This window comes from Verrucosispora sp. NA02020 (assembly GCF_013364215.1).
In the GTDB taxonomy this organism is placed as follows: Bacteria; Actinomycetota; Actinomycetes; order Mycobacteriales; family Micromonosporaceae; genus Micromonospora.
The window spans coordinates 1-17,528 of sequence record NZ_CP054923.1; the positions used below are offsets into that span (position 1 = coordinate 1).

The 17,528-nt window shown below is 71.3% G+C and carries 13 protein-coding genes and 2 tRNA genes; 12 read left to right on the plus strand and 3 right to left on the minus strand.

Annotated elements, in window-relative coordinates:
- Nucleotides 1-174: 174 nt before the first annotated feature.
- The 5 genes from gyrA (at nucleotide 175) to HUT12_RS00020 (ending at nucleotide 5,396) form a co-directional block, all read left to right on the plus strand.
- Entirely contained in the window at nucleotides 175-3,894 is a 3,720-nt protein-coding gene (gene gyrA / locus HUT12_RS00005; RefSeq protein ID WP_368660298.1) for an intein-containing DNA gyrase subunit A, read from the plus strand.
- Between the two features lie 4 nt (nucleotides 3,895-3,898).
- On the plus strand, nucleotides 3,899-4,825 hold the full coding sequence (locus HUT12_RS00010) for a DUF3566 domain-containing protein (protein ID WP_131053422.1): 927 nt from the start codon (nucleotides 3,899-3,901) through the stop codon (nucleotides 4,823-4,825).
- A gap of 209 nt (nucleotides 4,826-5,034) precedes the next feature.
- Nucleotides 5,035-5,108: transfer RNA gene (locus HUT12_RS00015), tRNA-Ile, on the plus strand.
- A gap of 43 nt (nucleotides 5,109-5,151) precedes the next feature.
- A complete protein-coding gene (locus HUT12_RS32535) occupies nucleotides 5,152-5,280 on the plus strand; it encodes a DLW-39 family protein (protein WP_217705935.1) in 129 nt (42 codons plus the stop codon).
- A gap of 40 nt (nucleotides 5,281-5,320) precedes the next feature.
- A tRNA-Ala gene (locus HUT12_RS00020) sits at nucleotides 5,321-5,396 on the plus strand.
- A gap of 173 nt (nucleotides 5,397-5,569) precedes the next feature.
- On the opposite strand, the gene HUT12_RS00025 is transcribed toward HUT12_RS00020, so the two are convergent.
- Complete coding sequence (locus HUT12_RS00025; protein ID WP_368660218.1) at nucleotides 5,570-6,529, minus strand: SDR family NAD(P)-dependent oxidoreductase; 960 nt, start codon at nucleotides 6,527-6,529, stop codon at nucleotides 5,570-5,572.
- The gene (locus tag HUT12_RS00030) at nucleotides 6,478-7,221 is read right to left on the minus strand and encodes a TetR/AcrR family transcriptional regulator (RefSeq protein ID WP_176092183.1); all 744 of its coding nucleotides are present in this window, start codon (nucleotides 7,219-7,221) and stop codon (nucleotides 6,478-6,480) included. The genes HUT12_RS00025 and HUT12_RS00030 overlap by 52 nt, the downstream gene beginning before the upstream one ends.
- Nucleotides 7,222-7,520: 299 nt before the next feature.
- Here HUT12_RS00030 and HUT12_RS00035 point away from each other — a divergent pair, with 299 nt between their 5' ends.
- Nucleotides 7,521-8,483, plus strand: coding sequence for an L-threonylcarbamoyladenylate synthase (locus HUT12_RS00035; protein WP_176095603.1), 963 nt, complete (start codon nucleotides 7,521-7,523; stop codon nucleotides 8,481-8,483).
- 3 nt (nucleotides 8,484-8,486) lie between these two features.
- Here the strand turns inward: HUT12_RS00035 and HUT12_RS00040 are convergent, their stop codons facing one another.
- Nucleotides 8,487-13,049 (minus strand): HAD-IC family P-type ATPase, encoded by a 4,563-nt coding sequence (locus HUT12_RS00040; protein WP_176092184.1) that lies wholly within the window; start codon nucleotides 13,047-13,049, stop codon nucleotides 8,487-8,489.
- Between the two features lie 151 nt (nucleotides 13,050-13,200).
- On the opposite strand from HUT12_RS00040, the gene HUT12_RS00045 reads away from it, so the two are divergent.
- From HUT12_RS00045 to HUT12_RS00070, 6 genes are all read left to right on the plus strand, one after another.
- Entirely contained in the window at nucleotides 13,201-13,461 is a 261-nt protein-coding gene (locus HUT12_RS00045) for a hypothetical protein (RefSeq protein ID WP_131052530.1), read from the plus strand.
- 202 nt (nucleotides 13,462-13,663) lie between these two features.
- Nucleotides 13,664-15,061 (plus strand): MFS transporter, encoded by a 1,398-nt coding sequence (locus HUT12_RS00050; protein ID WP_176092185.1) that lies wholly within the window; start codon nucleotides 13,664-13,666, stop codon nucleotides 15,059-15,061.
- Nucleotides 15,062-15,130: 69 nt separating this feature from the next.
- Nucleotides 15,131-15,760, plus strand: a complete 630-nt coding sequence (locus HUT12_RS00055) for a GAP family protein (protein WP_176092186.1) — start codon at nucleotides 15,131-15,133, stop codon at nucleotides 15,758-15,760.
- 69 nt (nucleotides 15,761-15,829) lie between these two features.
- Entirely contained in the window at nucleotides 15,830-16,609 is a 780-nt protein-coding gene (locus tag HUT12_RS00060; protein WP_176092187.1) for an SDR family oxidoreductase, read from the plus strand.
- Between the two features lie 37 nt (nucleotides 16,610-16,646).
- The gene (locus HUT12_RS00065) at nucleotides 16,647-16,841 is read left to right on the plus strand and encodes a hypothetical protein (RefSeq protein WP_131052533.1); all 195 of its coding nucleotides are present in this window, start codon (nucleotides 16,647-16,649) and stop codon (nucleotides 16,839-16,841) included.
- Between the two features lie 101 nt (nucleotides 16,842-16,942).
- A complete protein-coding gene (locus tag HUT12_RS00070; protein ID WP_131052551.1) occupies nucleotides 16,943-17,491 on the plus strand; it encodes a YbaK/EbsC family protein in 549 nt (182 codons plus the stop codon).
- Nucleotides 17,492-17,528 lie beyond the last annotated feature (37 nt).

The following is a 17,528-nucleotide window of genomic DNA, read 5'->3' on the forward strand; positions in this document are numbered from 1 at the left end:
GGGTCGGGACTCCGGTCCGGCAGGCCGGTCCACAGAGTTATCCACAACTTGGCCGCTATCCACAGCAGTTATCCACAGGCACAAAAACGACTCTCAGTCTGATAAGGGTTAACAGTGACCGATTCCCCCGAGTCCACACCGAACGAGCCCGAGGTCCCCGAGGCGCCGGCTGCCGTGGTCGCCCACGACCGCATCGAGCCGGTCGGGCTCGAGGTGGAGATGCAGCGCTCCTACCTCGACTACGCGATGAGCGTCATCGTCGGGCGGGCGCTGCCGGACGTCCGGGACGGGCTCAAGCCGGTCCACCGCAAGATCCTCTACGCCATGTTCGACTCGGGCTACCGACCGGACCGTGGTTACGTCAAGTGTTCGCGCGTCGTCGGCGACGTGATGGGCCAGTTCCACCCGCACGGGGACTCGGCCATCTACGACGCCCTGGTCCGGATGGCCCAGCCCTGGTCGCTGCGCTACCCGCTGGTGGACGGCAACGGCAACTTCGGTTCGCCCGGAAACGACCCTGCTGCGGCTATGCGTTATTGTCTGACCGCAGATGTCCGTATTCGTGCCGCCAGTGGCAGCGTGCGGATCGGTGACGTGGTGCCGGGCGCGGCGTCGAGCAGCGAGAGCGACATCGACCTCAAGGTTCGCGACCGCAACGGCGACCTGGTCCGCGCCTCGGCGTTCTTCCACTCCGGCGAGCACCCGACGCTACGGCTGCGCACCCGCGAGGGGTACGAGCTGACCGGCACCCACAACCACCCGGTGCTCTGCCTGGTGGACGTGGCCGGCGTGCCGACCCTGCTCTGGAAGCTGCTCGCCGAGATCTCGCAAGGCGACCGGGTGGTCCTTCAGCGCAGTGTGCCGGACGAGATCGGCTACCCGATGCTGGAGCACGTCGAGGCCGCCGTCCTCGCGGGTGCCTTCGTCAGCGAGGGCTGGGTCTCCGAGACCCGCGCGGGCTTCAACAACGTCGACCGCGAGTTCTTCGTCCGCGTCCTGGCGGCGTACGACCTCGCTGTCGGCGGTCGTCGGTACGTCAGCGAGCGGGTGATCGCGTCCGGGAGCGTCCTGCACGAACTCGACATCCAGGACCTTTCCGCGCTCCGGGCCAGCGTCCTCGGTGAGATGGTCGGTGCGCGCAGCGCCGACAAGTTCGTGCCGGAGTTCGTCTGGCAGGGGCCAGCGGCAATCAAGCGGGCCTTCCTCCAGGCGCTGTTCGAGGGCGACGGTTCCTCGTCGCTGCTGCCGCGCAACACCATCCAGATCTCGTACTCCACGCGCAGCGAGCGGCTCGCCCGCGAGGTGCAGCAGTTGCTGCTGGAGTTCGGCGTCGTCAGCCGCCAGTGCCGGTACGACAATGGCGAGATCAAGGTCGTGGTGACCAACCGCCGGGACGCGCGGATCTTCGCCGCCCAGGTCGGCTTCCTCGGCCGCAAGCAGGCCAAGCTGGAGTCGGAGTTGGCCTCGGTCCCGGCGAGCAGCACGGCGCTCTCCAGCGACCACGTGCCGCTGGTCGGTGACTTCATCCGGGAGCACGGCGCCAGCCGCTGGACCGAGCGGGACTGGCTGCGCCGGCACAACGTGGACCGGATCGAGCGCTGGGAGCGCGATCGCGACGAGATCGCCGCCCGGATCACCGAGTCCGAGGTGCTCGACGTGGTCGAGCCGTTGGTGGACGGTCGCTTCTACTACGCCGAGGTGGCCGGGGTCACCGACGCGGGTGTGCAGCCGGTCTACAGCATCCGGGTGGACACCGACGACCACTCGTTCGTCTCCGACGGGTTCGTCAGCCACAACACCGAGTGCAAGCTCGACCCGCTCGCCATGGAGATGCTGCGGGACATCGACGAGGACACCGTCGACCTCCAGGACAACTACGACGGCCGGGCCAAGGAGCCCACCATCCTGCCGTCGCGGATCCCGAACCTGCTGATCAACGGCTCCGAGGGCATCGCGGTCGGCATGGCCACGAAGATCCCGCCGCACAACCTGCGGGAGATCGGTGCGGCGGTGCAGTGGTGCCTGGAGAACCCGGAGGCGGACGAGGCCACCACGCTGGAAGCGCTGCTGGAGATCGTCAAGGGTCCGGACTTCCCCACCCACGGTCTGATCGTCGGCCAGTCCGCCATCCAGGACGCGTACCGCACCGGTCGGGGCTCGATCCGGATGCGCGCGGTGGTCGAGGTCGAGGAGGACAAGCGCGGTCGGCCGGCGCTGGTGGTCAGCGAGCTGCCGTACCAGGTGAACCCGGACAACCTGGCCGAGCGGATCGCCGAGCTGATCAAGGAGGGCAAGCTCGGCGGGATCGCCGACATCCGGGACGAGTCCTCCGGGCGTACCGGTATGCGGATCGTGCTGGTGCTCAAGCGCGACGCGGTCGCGAAGGTGGTGCTGAACAACCTCTACAAGCACACCCAGCTTCAGGAGACCTTCGGCGCGAACATGCTGGCGCTGGTCGACGGGGTGCCGCGCACGCTGAACCTGGCGCAGTTCATCCGCTACTACGTCGAGCACCAGATCGAGGTGATCCGGCGACGGACGGCATTCCGGCTGCGCAAGGCCGAGGAGCGGGCGCACATCCTGCGGGGTCTCTCCAAGGCGCTGGACGCCCTGGACGAGGTGATCGCCCTGATCCGGCGTTCGCCCACGGTCGAGGACGCCCGGCAGGGCCTGATCCGGCTGCTGGAGATCGACGAGATCCAGGCGACCGCGATCCTGGACATGCAGCTGCGCCGCCTCGCCGCGCTGGAGCGGCAGCGGATCCTCGATGACCTGGCCAAGCTGGAACTGGAGATCGCCGACCTCAAGGACATCCTGGCCAAGCCGGAGCGGCAGCGGCGGATCGTCTCGGAGGAGCTGGGCGAGATCGTCGCGAAGTGGGGCGACGACCGGCGTACCCAGATCATCCCCTTCGACGGCGAGGTCTCGATGGAGGACCTCATCGCCCGCGAGGACGTGGTGGTCACCATCACCCGCACCGGGTACGCCAAGCGGACGAAGGTGGATCTCTACCGCTCGCAGCGGCGCGGCGGCAAGGGTGTCAGCGGTGCCACGTTGCGGCAGGACGACATCGTCAGCCACTTCTTCGTATGCTCGACGCACGACTGGATGCTGTTCTTCACCAACAAGGGGCGCGTGTACCGGGCCAAGGCGTACGAGCTTCCGGAGGCCAGTAGGGTGGCCAAGGGCCAGCACGTGGCCAACTTGCTGGCGTTCCAACCAGACGAGCAGATCGCACAGATCATCGAGATTCCGAATTACCAGGTGGCGCCCTACCTGGTCCTGGCGACGAAGAACGGCCTGGTGAAGAAGACGCGGCTTGAGGAGTTCGACTCCAACCGGTCCGGCGGCATCATCGCGATCAACCTGCGCGATGAGGACGAGCTGGTCGGTGCTGCGCTGGTCGACCCCGGCGAGGATCTGCTGCTGGTCTCCAAGAACGCCCAGGCCATCCGGTTCAACGCGACGGACGACGCGCTGCGGCCGATGGGCCGGGCCACGTCGGGTGTGATCGGCATGCGCTTCAGCGACGAGGACGAGCTGCTGGCCATGGAGGTGGTCCGCGAGGGGCTGGACGTACTCGTCGCCACGAACGGGGGATACGCGAAACGTACCCCGATCGAGGAATACCCGGTCCAGGGCCGGGGAGGTAAGGGCGTACTGACTGCGAAGATCACCGAACGGCGCGGTGGTCTGGTCGGTGCCGTCGTGATCGACCCGGACGACGAGCTGTTTGCCATCACCAGCAACGGTGGCGTTATCCGGACTCCGGTGAAGCCTGTACGCCGTACACGCGACCGGAACACAATGGGGGTCAAGCTGATGGACCTCCCGGATGGCGTGACTATCGTGGCGATTGCTCGCAATGCCGACGAGCCTGACGAACAGGACTAGTTGAATGACGGAGACACAGGCGAAGTCGGGGAACGCGGGGACCTCGGCCAACCCGGTCGACGAGGATGCCGCGAAGACCGGCACGCCAGCGACCGGCCGCGCGGCCGTGGGCCGGGCGACCGTTCCCGCCGACGCGCCTGCCCCGAAGTTCACCCGGGCACCCGGTATGGCTCCGCCGCCCGACAAGCCCACAGACGAGAAGGACGCCGAGGCGTCCGGCGACAAGCCGGGTGCCGAGGCCGCCGTCTCCCCGGGCACACCGACAGCTGCCGCCAGCGCCGCCGGCAAGCCGTCGACCCCGACGAAGAGCGGACCTCGCCCGGGTCAGCCCTCGCCGGGCACCACCGGCGTGCTGCCGGCGATGAGTACCGGCACGACAGGTACCCAGCCACGGATCACCGGTCTCGGCCCGAAGCCGGACGCCAACCGTCCGCTCGGTGCGGGTCGCCCGGCTAACGGAGGTGGCCTGCCCCCGGGAGTCGGCTCGTCGGCCGTCGGTGCCGCGCGGGTGGGCGAGGCGGTACGCGCCGCGCGTACCTCGGTCAGTTCGGCCGCGTCGCGCGGACCGCGTCGGGCCCGGCTGAACCTCAAGCGGATCGACCCCTGGTCCGTGATGAAGTTCGCGTTCGCCGTGTCAGTGGTGCTGTTCATCGTCATCGTTGTCGCGACCTCGGTGCTCTACCTCGCGCTGGACGCGATGGGCGTCTTCACCAGCGTGAACGACAGCCTGGGTGACCTGGTCAACGCGGGTGGTGGGCAGGGCACCAGCGGTTTCCAGATCACCGCACGTGGCGTGATCTTCAGTTCGGCGCTGATCGGTCTGGTCAACGTCGTCCTGTTCACCGCGCTGGCCACACTCGGGGCGTTCGTCTACAACGTCTGCGCCGACCTGGTCGGTGGCATCGAGTTGACGCTCGCCGAGCGCGACTGACACCTCGGGAACATCGCCTCCGGGCCGGCCGCTCCTCGCGGCCGGCCCGGTCGCCGTTTCCGGCCCCGACCCGGGGCGTCCGGGGTATCTCGGTGGGCTCACCACCGGCTCTCGGGTAGTTTCGAGGACGACGGTGTCGGGCAGTCCCGAGGGTCCACCCCGATTTGGGGCGGCGTGAGCGGATGGGTTAACCTTGCTCGTCGCTACGCGGGGCTATAGCTCAGTCGGTTAGAGCGCAGAGCTGATAACTCTGAGGTCGCTGGTTCGATTCCAGCTAGCCCCACCGCAATGGTCCGACGGTGCGTCGAGCGTAAGGGGCAGGCCCCATGTTCAAGAAGCTGTTGATCCTGGCCGGCGTCGTCGGTGTGGCCGCCGTGGTGGCCAAGAAGATCAAGGAAGCGAACGACGAGCGCGCGCTCTGGCACGAGGCCACCACCTCCCCGGACCTGCGCTGATCGTCACCGTTCCGATCGGCGGGCGCCTCAGCCCGCGTACGGGGCCCTAGCTCAACTGGCAGAGCACTGCCTTTGCAAGGCAGGGGTTAGGGGTTCGAGTCCCCTGGGCTCCACCAGCACTTTCCTTGGTTGATCTCGGTCCGAGTACAGCCATTCGTACAGCCAAGCCCCTGTAACGAGTCGTCAGGCCCTTCCGGTGGGCGACGAAGAACCCCGGTTGACGCCGACCGCGGTCGACACTTCAACCGGGGGTTCTGTACGCGGCGGTTGTCGGCTGTCAGCACCATGTCTATGGCTGCATGCCGACCAGTTCCGCGCTGCGCTCCCAGAGGGCCTCGCAGCGTTCGACGGAGAGCGTGTGGTCGGGCGTGGTGACCTGTTTGCGGTCCACGAAGAAGCGTCCGTTCACGCCGTCCAGGCCGGGATCGGTCGCGACCCATACCGGGTTGTCGGCTCCCTGGTCGGGTGTCTTCCGCAAGGGGTTGAGGTTCACCATCGTGTCCAGCATCTTGCCCAGTCCGCGCGCGTCACGGGAGAGGCCGGTCTGGGCGATGATCCCGGGGTGGGCTCCGTTGACGGTGATGCCACTGTCCGCCACCCGTCTCGCCAGGCTGTAGACGAACATCGTGTTCATGTTCTTGGTGCGTGCATAGGCGGCGAAGGGGCGAAAGCTGGAGAAGCGACCGAGCGCCCGGGCGTTCTGTGTGTGCAGATCATCCAGGTCCACCGGGTAGGACCTCAGCACGGTGGGGCTTGCGCCGACCACGACGAACCGGGCGGGGCGCTCCTTGACGGACTCGACGAGGGTTCGCATCAGCACGTAGGGCGCCAGGTGGTTGGTGGCCAGGGTGAGTTGGATGCCCTCGTCGGTGCGAGTGCCGATGTCGGCGGTTATTGCGGCGTTGTTGATCACCACACTGGGTGACGTGCTGTCAGCGAGTCGGTCGGCCAGTGTGCGGACCTCCCGGATCAGCGACAGGTCCGCGCTCTCCAGGCGAAGGTCGGCGTCCGGAACCGTCGCCCGGATCCTGTCGGCGGCCTGTCGCAGCGTTGCGTCGCTACGACCGACCATGACCACGCTCATCCCCGCGGCGGCGAGTCGGCGGACGGCGGCCTCTCCAATGCCACGGGTACCTCCGGTGACTATCGCTTGCTTGCCCTCGTACCTCTGTGATCTTCCGCCGTCGGCTCTCTCGGTCATGTGTGTGTCCTTCGCTGTGGCGGGTTGTCTGTGAGGGAGGTGAGCCATTCGCGCAGCAGCGCGACTTCCGTCGCACGCAAGGGCCCCAGGAAATCCGGCGGCAACGCGTCGAGGAGAAGGCGGGCGGGCCGTGACGTGCCTGCGGCGACCTCGTCGCGCGCGTTCTGAGGATGGAACAGTGCGTGGGCGACGGTGTCGCGAACGTTCGTCGAGATCGGGTGCGTGCTGTCGGCCTGTAGGGCGATCAGCTGCAACACCACCCCGATCGCGGCAGCCGACATCGTCTGCGTCGCGACCTCGACGGGGACCTTGAGATAACCGCCCACACCCCATTCGGTGACCTGGCGGGCGAGCTCTTCCTGCGCCACCAACGCCGCGGGAACGGTCTGCTCAGCCTGGGGATTGCCGAACATCAACCGGTAGTGGGCAGGATGCTCGCAGCCAAAGGACACATGCATGTCCCATCCCGCACGGAAGTCATCGAGCACATCACCGCTCCACCCGACGGCATGCTTTCTTGCGAGATAGGCGTTGAAACCCTCCAACACCGCCGCATCCAGCAGCGCGTCCTTGTCCGCGAAATGATGGTAAAGAGTCGGGGCGGTGACGCCCGCCCGCGCGCAGATCTCGCGCGTGGAGATCTGGCCATCTTTCGACGAGGCCAGCAGAAGCTCTGCGGCACGCATCAGCCTCGTGCGGACATCACTCTCGACCGCTCGGGTCGAAGGACTGTCGCTCATGTTATCAACGCTACACGATATCGTCGCAGTTTGGGTAGCAGCGATACCCCGACGCTCGGCGTCGGTGACAGGCTCGAACCGCACCCGCGTGGAACAGCAACGGCGCGACCACCCGATCCCGCAACACGCGGCCCAGCGATAGACGCTCCGCGCACTCCGCCTTGGTCGGCGGTACGGGACCGGGGGCGGTGCCGCTCACTGCGTACGTTGCCGATTTCTCGGGGGGAGTCGGGGCATGTCGGGGCAGGCGTCGGACGCAGGCTAGCGTCGACGGTGTGAGCACTGGATCTCCGCGCGTCCTGCCCGCCGAGGGTGACCTGACCGAGGCCGCCTCGGTGCTGCGTACCGGCGGATTGGTGGCCTTTCCCACCGAGACCGTCTACGGCCTGGGGGCGAACGCGTTGGACGCGCGGGCGGCGGCCCGGATCTTCGAGGCGAAGGCGCGGCCCAGCTTCGATCCGTTGATCACCCACCTTGCCGACGCCGCTGACCTGGAGGCGCTGGTGGGGGTGGTCCCGGCGGGCGTGGCGGCGTTGGCGGAGCGGTTCTGGCCGGGGCCGTTGACGCTGATCGTGGACCGCCCGGAGGCGATCCCGCCGATCGTCACCTCCGGGTTGGCGACGATGGCGGTGCGGGTGCCGGACAACGAGTACGCGCGCCAGCTGATCGCCACGGCGGGGGTGCCGGTGGCGGCGCCGAGTGCCAACCGGTTCGGGCAGCTCAGTCCGACCCGGGCGGAGCACGTGGTACGCGGACTGGGTGGCGCGGTGGACGTGGTGCTCGACGGTGGGCCGACCCGGTGCGGGATCGAGTCGACGATCGTGGACGCTCGCGGGGACCGTCCGGTGGTGCTGCGTCTGGGCGCGTTGCCGGTCGAGGAGGTGGAGAGGTTCACCGGCCCGGTGACGGTGCGTCAGGGCAGTTCGGGGCAGCCGGTCGCGCCGGGCACGTTGGCCGCGCACTACGCGCCGCGTACGCCGCTGCGTCTGCGGGACGTGGGGGCACCGCCTGTCGAGGACGGGGTTCGGCGTGGCTACCTGGCGTTCCGGGATCGGCCGGCGGGCGGCTGGGCGGCGGTGGAGGTGCTCTCGACCGCCGGTGACCTGACCGAGGCGGCGGCGCGGCTCTTCGAGGCACTGCACCGGTTGGACGCCGCCGGGGTCACCGAGATCGTCGCCGAGCCGGTGCCGGAGCGCGGGGTGGGGCGGGCGGTCAACGACCGACTGCGTCGCGCCGCCGCCACCTGGCATCCCGCCGGCTGACGGTCACGACTCCTGCGGGCCGGAACCGACCCGGGCGGCCCGACCGTCCGCCGACGCCGGGCTCGGTGACGAACCGTCGGACCTAGCGCTATCAGTCTGTGCACCCTCGGCCCGTGCGCCGTCAGCCTTCGCGCCGTCGGTCCGCGCGCCGTCGGCCTCAGCGTGAGAGCTGCCGGCCTGAGCGTGAGCGCCGTCGGCCTGGGGTAGGCGGGCGACCAGCTTGGTGAGGGCGCCGTTGGCGAAGGTGGCGCCGAGTGCGGAGCCGGTCGCGATGGTCCAGCCGACCGGTCCGAGCGGGGTGCACCCGAAGAACTGGCTGACGCCGGGGGTCTGCACCACGACGGCCAGGACGCCGACCGAGGCGGCGGTGGAGGCGAGTACGGACGGGCTGGTGCCACCGGCCAGGACGGTCTGACCGAGTTGGGTGCCGACCAGGGAGACCAGGGCGACGGTGCCGGCGCGCCGGCGGCTGCCGGTGTAGCGGGCCAGCGTCCAGCCGGCGGTCGCGCCGAGGGTGGTGGCGGCGGCACGCAGCCCGATCTCGCGGGTCATGGTCTCGCCGAGGGAGCTGTCGGGGCCCTCGCGGAGCAGCCCGTCGGTGTGGTCGCCGTCGCCGGGTGGGCGGACGGCGATGGCCAGGGCGGGTGCCATGTCGGTGAGCAGGTTGACCAGCAGCAGTTGGCGTCCGTTGAGTGCGGCCTGACCGGTGGCGGCGGCGGTCAGCACGCTGAACGCGATCTCACCGAGGTTGCCGCCGACCAGGATGCTCAGCGCGTGGCGGACCGATGACCACATCGCCCGGCCCTCGACCAGGGTGGCGATGATGGTCTCCAGCCGGTCGTCGGTGACCACCAGGTCGGCGGCGGCGCGGGCCGCCGGGGTGCCCCGTTGGCCGAGGGCGATGCCGACGTCGGCCAGCCGGATGGCGGGTGCGTCGTTGGCGCCGTCGCCGGTCATCGCGACGGTCCGGCCGCACTTCTGCAACGCCTGGATGATCCGCACCTTGTGGGCGGGGGTGCAGCGGGCCACCACGTCGGTGGCGGCGAGCCGGGCGGCGAGGGCGTCGTCGTCGAGGGCGTCGAGTTCGGTGGCGGTGACCACCCGCTGGGCGTCGCCCGCGCTGATGGTGGCGGCGATGGCTTCGGCGGTCGCCGGATGGTCACCGGTGATCATGATGGTGTGCACACCGGCCTGCCGGATCCGGCGCACGGCGGGGGCGGCGCTGTCGCGGACCCCGTCGGCGATCGCCAGGAATCCGGTGAAGACCAGGCCGCGTACGTCGTCGTCGGTGAGGTCGGGGTCGTCGACCACGCATTCGGCGACGGCCAGGATGCGGTGTCCGGCTCCGGCGCGCTCACCGAGCAGGCGGTGCAGGTGGGCCCGGCCCGCGTCGTCGAGCGGTTCGTCGCGGCCGTCGGTGCGGCGGGCGGCACAGCGGGGCAGCACGCTCTCCGGCGCGCCCTTCACGCTGAGCAGCATCCGCCCCTCGGTCTCGCCGACCGTGGCGTGGTAGCCCCGGGACGGCTCGAAGGGAAGGCCGCCGACGGCTCGCCAGCCCGGTGCCGCGTACTGCTCGGGGACGCCTGCGGAGGTGGCACCGCGCAGGACCGCGCGGTCGGTCTGCATGGACAGCTCCTCGGGGTCGTCGGCGGCGGGGGTGGCGCGCAGCGCGGTGGCGAGGATCTGCCGGAGCCGGTCGTCGATCTGGTCCGCCGGGGCGTACCCGTCGGCGTCTCCGACGCCCGCGAGCAGCAGGTGGCCCTCGGTGAGGGTGCCGGTCTTGTCGAAGCAGAGGACGTCGACCCGGCCGAGCGCCTCGATGGTGCGCGGGTTGCGGACCAACGCGCCGTGCTCGGCGAGCCGCCGGGCGGCGGCCAGTTGGGCGGCGCTGACCAGGAAGGGCAGTCCTTCCGGCACGGAGGCGACGGCAAGGTTCGCGGCGGTGGCGGCGGTCTGTGCCAGGGGTACGCCGCGCAGCAACCCGGCACCGACGACGGCCACGGCCGACCCGGCGGCCAGCGGGATCGCGGCCCGGGTCAGTCGTCCGAGCCGGGCCTCGACGCCGCTGGCGGGTGGGGCCTGTCGGGCGAGGGCGAGACTGCGCCCGGCCTCGGTGTCGGTGCCGGTGGCGACCACGACGGCGACGCCACGTCCGGCGGCGATGGTGGTGCCCTCGTAGAGCATCGACCGGCGGTCGGCGACGGCGGCGGCCACCACCGGCTGGTCGGTCTTGGCGACCGGCAGCGACTCACCGGTCAGCGAGGACTCGTCGGTCTCCAGCCCGACGCTGTCCAGCACCCGGCAGTCGGCGGGTACGGCGTCGCCGGATTCGAGCACGATCACGTCGCCCGCCACGAGGTCCTCGGCCGGGATCACCCGGTCCGTGCCGTCGCGGCGGACCCGGGCGGTGACGGCCGCGCGGGACAGCAGCGCGGCCAACGACTTCTCGGTGTTGCGCTGGTGCACGGCGCCGACCAGCGCGGACGCACCGACCACGCCACCGACCAGGGCGGCGTCGACGAGCGAGCCGAAACTGGCGGAGAGGACCGCCCCGGCGGCGAGCACCGGCGTGAGCGGGTTGGCCAGCTCGTCGACGAAGGCCCGCAGCAGCCCGCCGGGACCGGAGGTCTCGCCCGGCCCGGCGGCGCGTCGACGCTCGGCCTCGGTGTCGGTCAGTCCGCCGCGTTCGCTTCCGAGCTGGTCGAGGACGGTCGGCACCGGCATCAGGTGCCAGGCGGTGAGCGCCGGGGCCGTCGACTCGGTGCGGGCGGAGAGGCGGCCGGCGCGCCACATGCCGTGCGCGAAGGCCAGTGCCGCCGCTCCGTTGACCGAGGCGAGGCTGCGGCCGGGCAGCAGCGCGGGGTCGGCGGTGAAGGCCGCGAGTGCGCCGAGCCCGCTGCCGGCCAGCCCGATGCGCATGTTCTGGCTGGTCATCCGGCGGGCCACCCCGGCTGCCTCGATGATCAGTGCGACCGATCGCAGGTCGGTGCCGACCAGCAGGTGTGCTCCCCAGGGCGGGGTGGCTTCCGGGTCGGCGACGCCCAGGCCGCAGTCCGCCGCGGCGAGCGCCGCGCGGTCGCCGGAGACGAGCATCACCACCGCTCCCTCGCGTTGCAGGGTGCGGATCGATTCGGCCAGCCGGTCGCCGCCGGGCAGGAGCGCGTCGGCGGAGGCGTACCGTTCGGTGTCGTCACCGGCCACCACGAGCCGCAGGCCGGCCTGTCGGGTGACGGTGGGCAGGGTGTCGACGCCGGGCGCGGGTTCCGGTTCCACCCGCAGTACGGACGCGAGGGTGTCGCCCTGGGCCAGCCCGAGCAGGGTGCCGCCGCGTTCGCGGAGTCGGCGGCTGTCGTCGGTGTCGCCGGGATCGTGGACGTCGAGGCGGTCGAGCGGGCCGAGTCGCCATCCGTCGAGTCGGCGGACGTCGGTCGGCGCTGTCGGCGTGAACAGGGCGAAGGCCCGTGCCGCGACCTGGGAGGTGTCGGCGCCGGGTAGCGGGGCCAGGTCGGCCAGGACGCCCCGGTCGGAGCCGAGCACCCGGGCGTCGAGGACCAGCGTGTCGATCCGGTCGAGTTCGCGCAGCACGCTGCGGTCCATCGCGATGACGCCCCGCCTGGCGAGGATGCGGCCGAGTTGGGCGGCGTACCCCTCGCGACCGCTGCCGGGTGCCTTGGGTAGCGCGGAGAGCCCCAGCGCGGCGGCGCGTTTCGGACCGACGACGGGTGTGGCGGCGGCGAAGGCCGCCGCGCCGGTGCCGAGCATCCGGGTGACGTACCGCTCCGGGGCGCCGTCCGGTTTCGGGCAGGGACGTTCGCCGACGGGCGAGCGGGCCACCGCCCGGTCCGGCTCTCCGGTGAGGCGGGGTTCGGCCTTCTCCCAGGCGTGCAGTTGGGCGAGCCCTTCGCCCCACTGCACGATGCGTTGGGCGCCGTCCAGCACGATGCCCGTCCAGCCGCCGGTGAGGCCCTGCACCACCGCTTCGGCGAGCGGGAAGATGACCTCGGCCCGGGGGTCGCGGCGCAGGCCGAAACCGGCGAGGGCGTGCAGCTTCGGGTGCAGGTCGATGGCACTGAGCAGGCCGGACACCTCGGCGGGCACCGGTGTCACGGGCAGGATCCGGGTGGCCGCGGAGATGGTCAGGCCGAGCGCGTCGGAGGCGAGCGCCCCGAGGGTACGGGCGGTACGCGGTCCTTCCTCGGGCGGATGCGGGGGCGGGATCTCCGGGTCGGGCTCGTGCGGGCAGGTGCGTTCGACCCGGGCGACGGCGGCGATCAGGTGGCGTACCTTCGGCCCCGGTGTGTCGACGGCGACGACCACCCGTCCGGAGGGGGCGTTGACCCGGGCCCAGAGCACGCCGGGCATCCGCTCCAGGGCCGCCTCGACCTGCCGGGCCAGCGTGTCGCCGCCGTCCTGGCAGACGCCGTGCACCTCGATGTGGTGGCGTCCCGGCCGGGACCACACCCGACGGCTGGACAGCCCGACGGCCCGGGCCAGCCGGGTGGCGGCGGCACCGACGCTACGTGAGGCGTCGCCCACCAGCGGCGGTACGGACACGGGTCGCCGCATCTAGCCTCCTACCGGTCGGGCCCGGCGGCCTGGCTTCCCGGCGGGGCGTCCCTTATGCCCGTCGGGGCGGGGAAGTTTCTCGGCTCGGCGGGCATGGACGGCCTCGACGGTGGAATCCGGGGTGCGCGTCGTCGTCCACGGGGAGGCCGAGATGAGTGCGTTGACACGAGAACTCAGCGGGACGGAGGAGACGCTGCGGGCGTTCACCCACCGGGTGGAGATCCCGTGGCTCGGCATGGTGGCCGTACCACCGCCGGACAAGCTCGCCTACTACGCGGGAATCGGGGTGCTCACCGCGCTCCAGGTGATCGAGTGGCCGCTGGCGCTGGTGATCACCGCCGGGCACCTGCTCGCTGATCAGCACCTGTCAGGGCTGGCGAAGGGCATCGGGGAGGCACTGGAGTCGGCCTGACGGTTAGCGGCGTCACCCTTGACCTGAACCTGGGTCTAGGTCGCATGCTCACCGACATGCCCATCGTGTCGCTCCGGCGTTCCGTCGGTGTCCCGGCCTGCCATGAGGACGTCCGGTGACCGCCATCGCCTCGACGCCGGATGTGACCCCGGCTCCAGCTTCGGCGAGGGACGAAACGATCTTCGCCGCTCGGCTGCGGGCGATGACTGTGGGCAGCGTGGCGCTGGTCTCGTTGCTGGCCTTCGAGGCGCTGGCGGTGGGCACCGCCATGCCGACCGTGGCCCGTGCCCTGGACGGCCTGGCCCTGTACGGGATCGCCTTCGGCGGCCCGTTCGCGGCGGGCGTGGTGGCGATGGTGATCTCCGGCATCTGGTGCGATGCCCGGGGACCACGCCTGCCGATGTGGTCCGGTCTCGGCGGCTTCGTCGTCGGGCTGCTGCTCGCCGGGAGCGCGATCACGATGGGCACGCTGGTGGTGGGCCGGATCGTGCAGGGATTCGGCTCCGGTCTGCTGTCGGTCGCGTTGTACGTGATCGTCGCGAAGGCGTACCCGGAGCACCTGCACCGGCGGATCTTCGCCGCGTTCGCCGCCGCGTGGGTGGTGCCGTCGCTGGTGGGGCCGTTGCTGGCGGGCCTGGTGGTGGAGTACGTCGGCTGGCGGTGGGTCTTCCTGGCGGTGCCGGTGGTGGCGGTGCCGGCGGTGCTGCTGGTCCATCCCGGCCTGCGGTCGATCGGCGCGGGCCCGTCGACCAAAGCGGGCCCGTCGACCAAAGCGGGCCCGTCACCGGACGGGCCGGTTACCGGCGTCGACGGGCCGGTGCGGTCGCCGCGCGACGCGTTCGGTCCGCTGAGGCGGATCGGCTGGGCGTGCGGGGCGGGGGTGAGCGCCGCACTGCTGCACATCGGGGGTCAGCAGCGCGGCGTCACCGCCGTGGCGTTGGTCGGGTCGGCCATGGTCGGTCTGCTGGTCTGCGCTCCGCGACTGCTGCCCGGCGGATTCCTCCGGGCCGGACGGGGTCTACCCACCGTGGTCGGCCTGCGCGGGTTGGCCTCCGGCGCGTTCGTCGGCGCGGAGGTGGTGATCCCGCTGATGCTGTCCCGCGAACGCGGATTCTCGCCCACCGCAGCCGGCCTGGTGCTGACCACCGGGGCGGTCGCGTGGTCGTTCGGGTCGTGGCTACAGGGCCGGGTCCGCGCGCCCCGCAGCCGGGCCACCCTGCCGAGAGCCGGGCTGACCTGCATCACCCTCGGTGTCGCGGTGGTGGGCCTCACGGTGCTGCCCGCCGTGCCGGTCGGGGTGGGCGTGTGCGGCTGGGCGGCGGCCGGGATCGGCATGGGCCTGCTGTATCCGTCGCTGTCGGTGCTGACCCTGGAGTTGTCGGCCCCGGGCGAGCAGGGACGCAACAGTTCGTCGTTGCAGTTGTGCGACTCGCTCGCCGCAGCCGCCGTGCTGGCGCTGACGGGCGCGGTGCTGGCGGCGGGCGCGGCACCCGGCCCGGGCAGTTACGCGGTGACCCTCGCGGCAGCAGCCGGGTTGGCGCTGGTCGGCGCGCTGCTCGCCGGTCGGGTCGTGCCCGGCGTACGGGTCGCGGCGGCCTGAGCCCGGCGGGTGTGCGCATCCGCTGAATCCGGGGTGCGGGGCGGAGGCAGCCGGGAGGATGGGCACGCGATGAACTTCCTGACTCTCCTACCGCTGGCCGTGGTCATGGTCGCCGGGACCCAGTTGGTGGCGGCGGTCTTCTTCGCCTCCTCCGACCGGCCCCGGGCCGCGTCGCTGGGCTACCTGGCCGGCGCGGCCATCGTGGTGTGCGGCGGTACGACCCTGGCCTGGCTGGTCACCCGCCTGTTCCGGATCAGCCTCGACACCGGGGACGGCCGGTTCGAACGGGTCGTCGACTGGATCGTCCTGGCGCTGTTGGCCGTCCTGGCGGTGGTGGTGTTCCTGCGCCGGCACTCCGGGCCGCCCGCCTGGATGGGTCGGCTCCAACACGCCACTCCCCGGTACGCGCTCCGCGTCGGCCTGCTGCTCTTCCTCGCCATGCCGGCCGACGACCTGACCATGCTCACGGTCGGTGCCAGCGCCGCCCGGCAGGGCCTGCCGTGGTGGCACCTGCTGCCGTTCATGCTGCTCACCCTCACCCTGCTGGCGTTGCCGCTGCTGGCGTTGCTGCTGCTCGGCCGTCGGGCGGCAGCGGTGCTGCCCCGGATCCGGGACTGGGCCGACAGCCACGCCTGGCTGGTCAGCGAGGCGGTGATCGCCTTCTTCGTCGTACTCACCGTGCTGGATCTGATCCGGTGAGGTGGCCCACAGCTGTCACGTCGCGCCGGTCTCGACCCGTCGTCCCGGTAGTCGACGAAGGAGGCTGAGATGCGGGTACTGGTCACCGGAGCGGGCGGCCGGCTCGGCGGGGCGGTGCTGCCCCGGCTGGTCGCCGAGGGGTTCCAGGTGCGGGCCACCAGACGGCGGGCGCGTACCGGATCGGGTGTCGAATGGGTGGTGGCGGACCTGGCGACCGGCGAGGGCGTCGCGGCGGCGGTGGCCGGGGTGGACGCGATCCTGCACCTGGCGTCCTCGCCGACCCGGCGTACCCACGAGATCGACGTGCGGGGCACCGGCCGGTTGGTCGCCGCGGCGGCCGGTGCGGGCGTGGCCCACCTGGTCTACATATCGATCGTGGGCGTGGACCGGGTGCCCTACGCGTACTACCGGCACAAGCTCGCCGCCGAGCAGGTGGTGGCCGCCGGTGGGGTGCCGTGGACGGTGCTGCGGGCCACCCAGTTCCCGCAGTTTCTCGACGAGCTGCTGCAGATGTCCAGCAAGCTCGGCCCGGTGATCGCCGACCGGGCCGTGGTGGCCCAGCCGGTCGATCCGGGTGAGGTGGCGGAAAAGCTGATCGAGCTGCTGCGCGCCGGTCCGCGCGACGGCATCGTGGAGTACGGCGGCCCCGAGGTGCTGCGGTTCGACGACGCGGTACGCACCTGGCGGCAGGCGCGGAACTCCCGCCGCCCGATGCTGCCGGTGCGTTTTCCCGGCCGCCTCGGTCGCGAGCTGCGCGACGGTGGACTGGTCACCGAGGCCCGCCCGACCGGTCGTCGCACCTGGGCGGAGTACCTGGCCGACACGTACGGGGGAACGGCGACAAGATGACAGTCGCTCTCGTTCACGTTCGTCCTACCGTCGGCTCATGCTCACGTTCGTCGTCACCTGTCTCCTGTACGTCTGCGGCTTCGTCTTCCTCTACGGGGTGATCCGGCTCGCGGTCCGGCACGCACTGGAGGACATCGAGGCGCGCCGCGTGCAGGCGGAGCGGGCGGAGGAGATGGCCGTCGCCCGGGACCGGGCGTTGCTCCAGGAGCACGGTTTCCTGACCAACGGCTGACCGGCGACGGGACCGGCGTGTCCTGTTGCCGGTCGCTCCACGGCTGGCCGGGGCCCTCGGTGACCAGCGCACGCGTCGCGGGTGCGACGATCGCTTCCGTGATGGGAACGTTGCGCACCGAGCCCGCCCGTAATCGCCCCGACCTGCTGGCCGCACCGGTCGCCGACGCGCTGGCGCAGTGGCCCGCCGACGCGCCGGTGGACGTCGACGCGGTGCTGGTCGCGCCGATCGACGCCGAGCTCGCCGACACCGCCGCATTCTGCGCCGCGTACCAGGTGGGGCTCGACGAATCGGCCAACTGCGTGGTGGTCGCCGGCAAGCGGGAGGGCGTCGTCCGGTACGCGGCCTGCGTGGTGCTGGCCACCACCCGGGCCGACGTGAACGGCGTGGCCCGGCGTGCGCTCGACGTCCGCAAGGCGAGCTTCGCCCCGATGGCCGACGCGGTCGAGTCGACCGGCATGGAGTACGGCGGCATCACCCCGATCGGGTTGCCGCCAGAGTGGCCGATCCTGGTCGACGCCCGGGTGGTGGCCGCACCGTACGTGATCATCGGATCGGGTGTGCGGCACAGCAAGATCGCCCTACCGGGCTCGGCGCTGGCCGTGTTGCCCGGTGCGCGAGTGGTGGAGGACCTGGCCAGGCTGGCCTGATCCTCGATCGACGTCGATGTTGTTGCACGTGAAACAT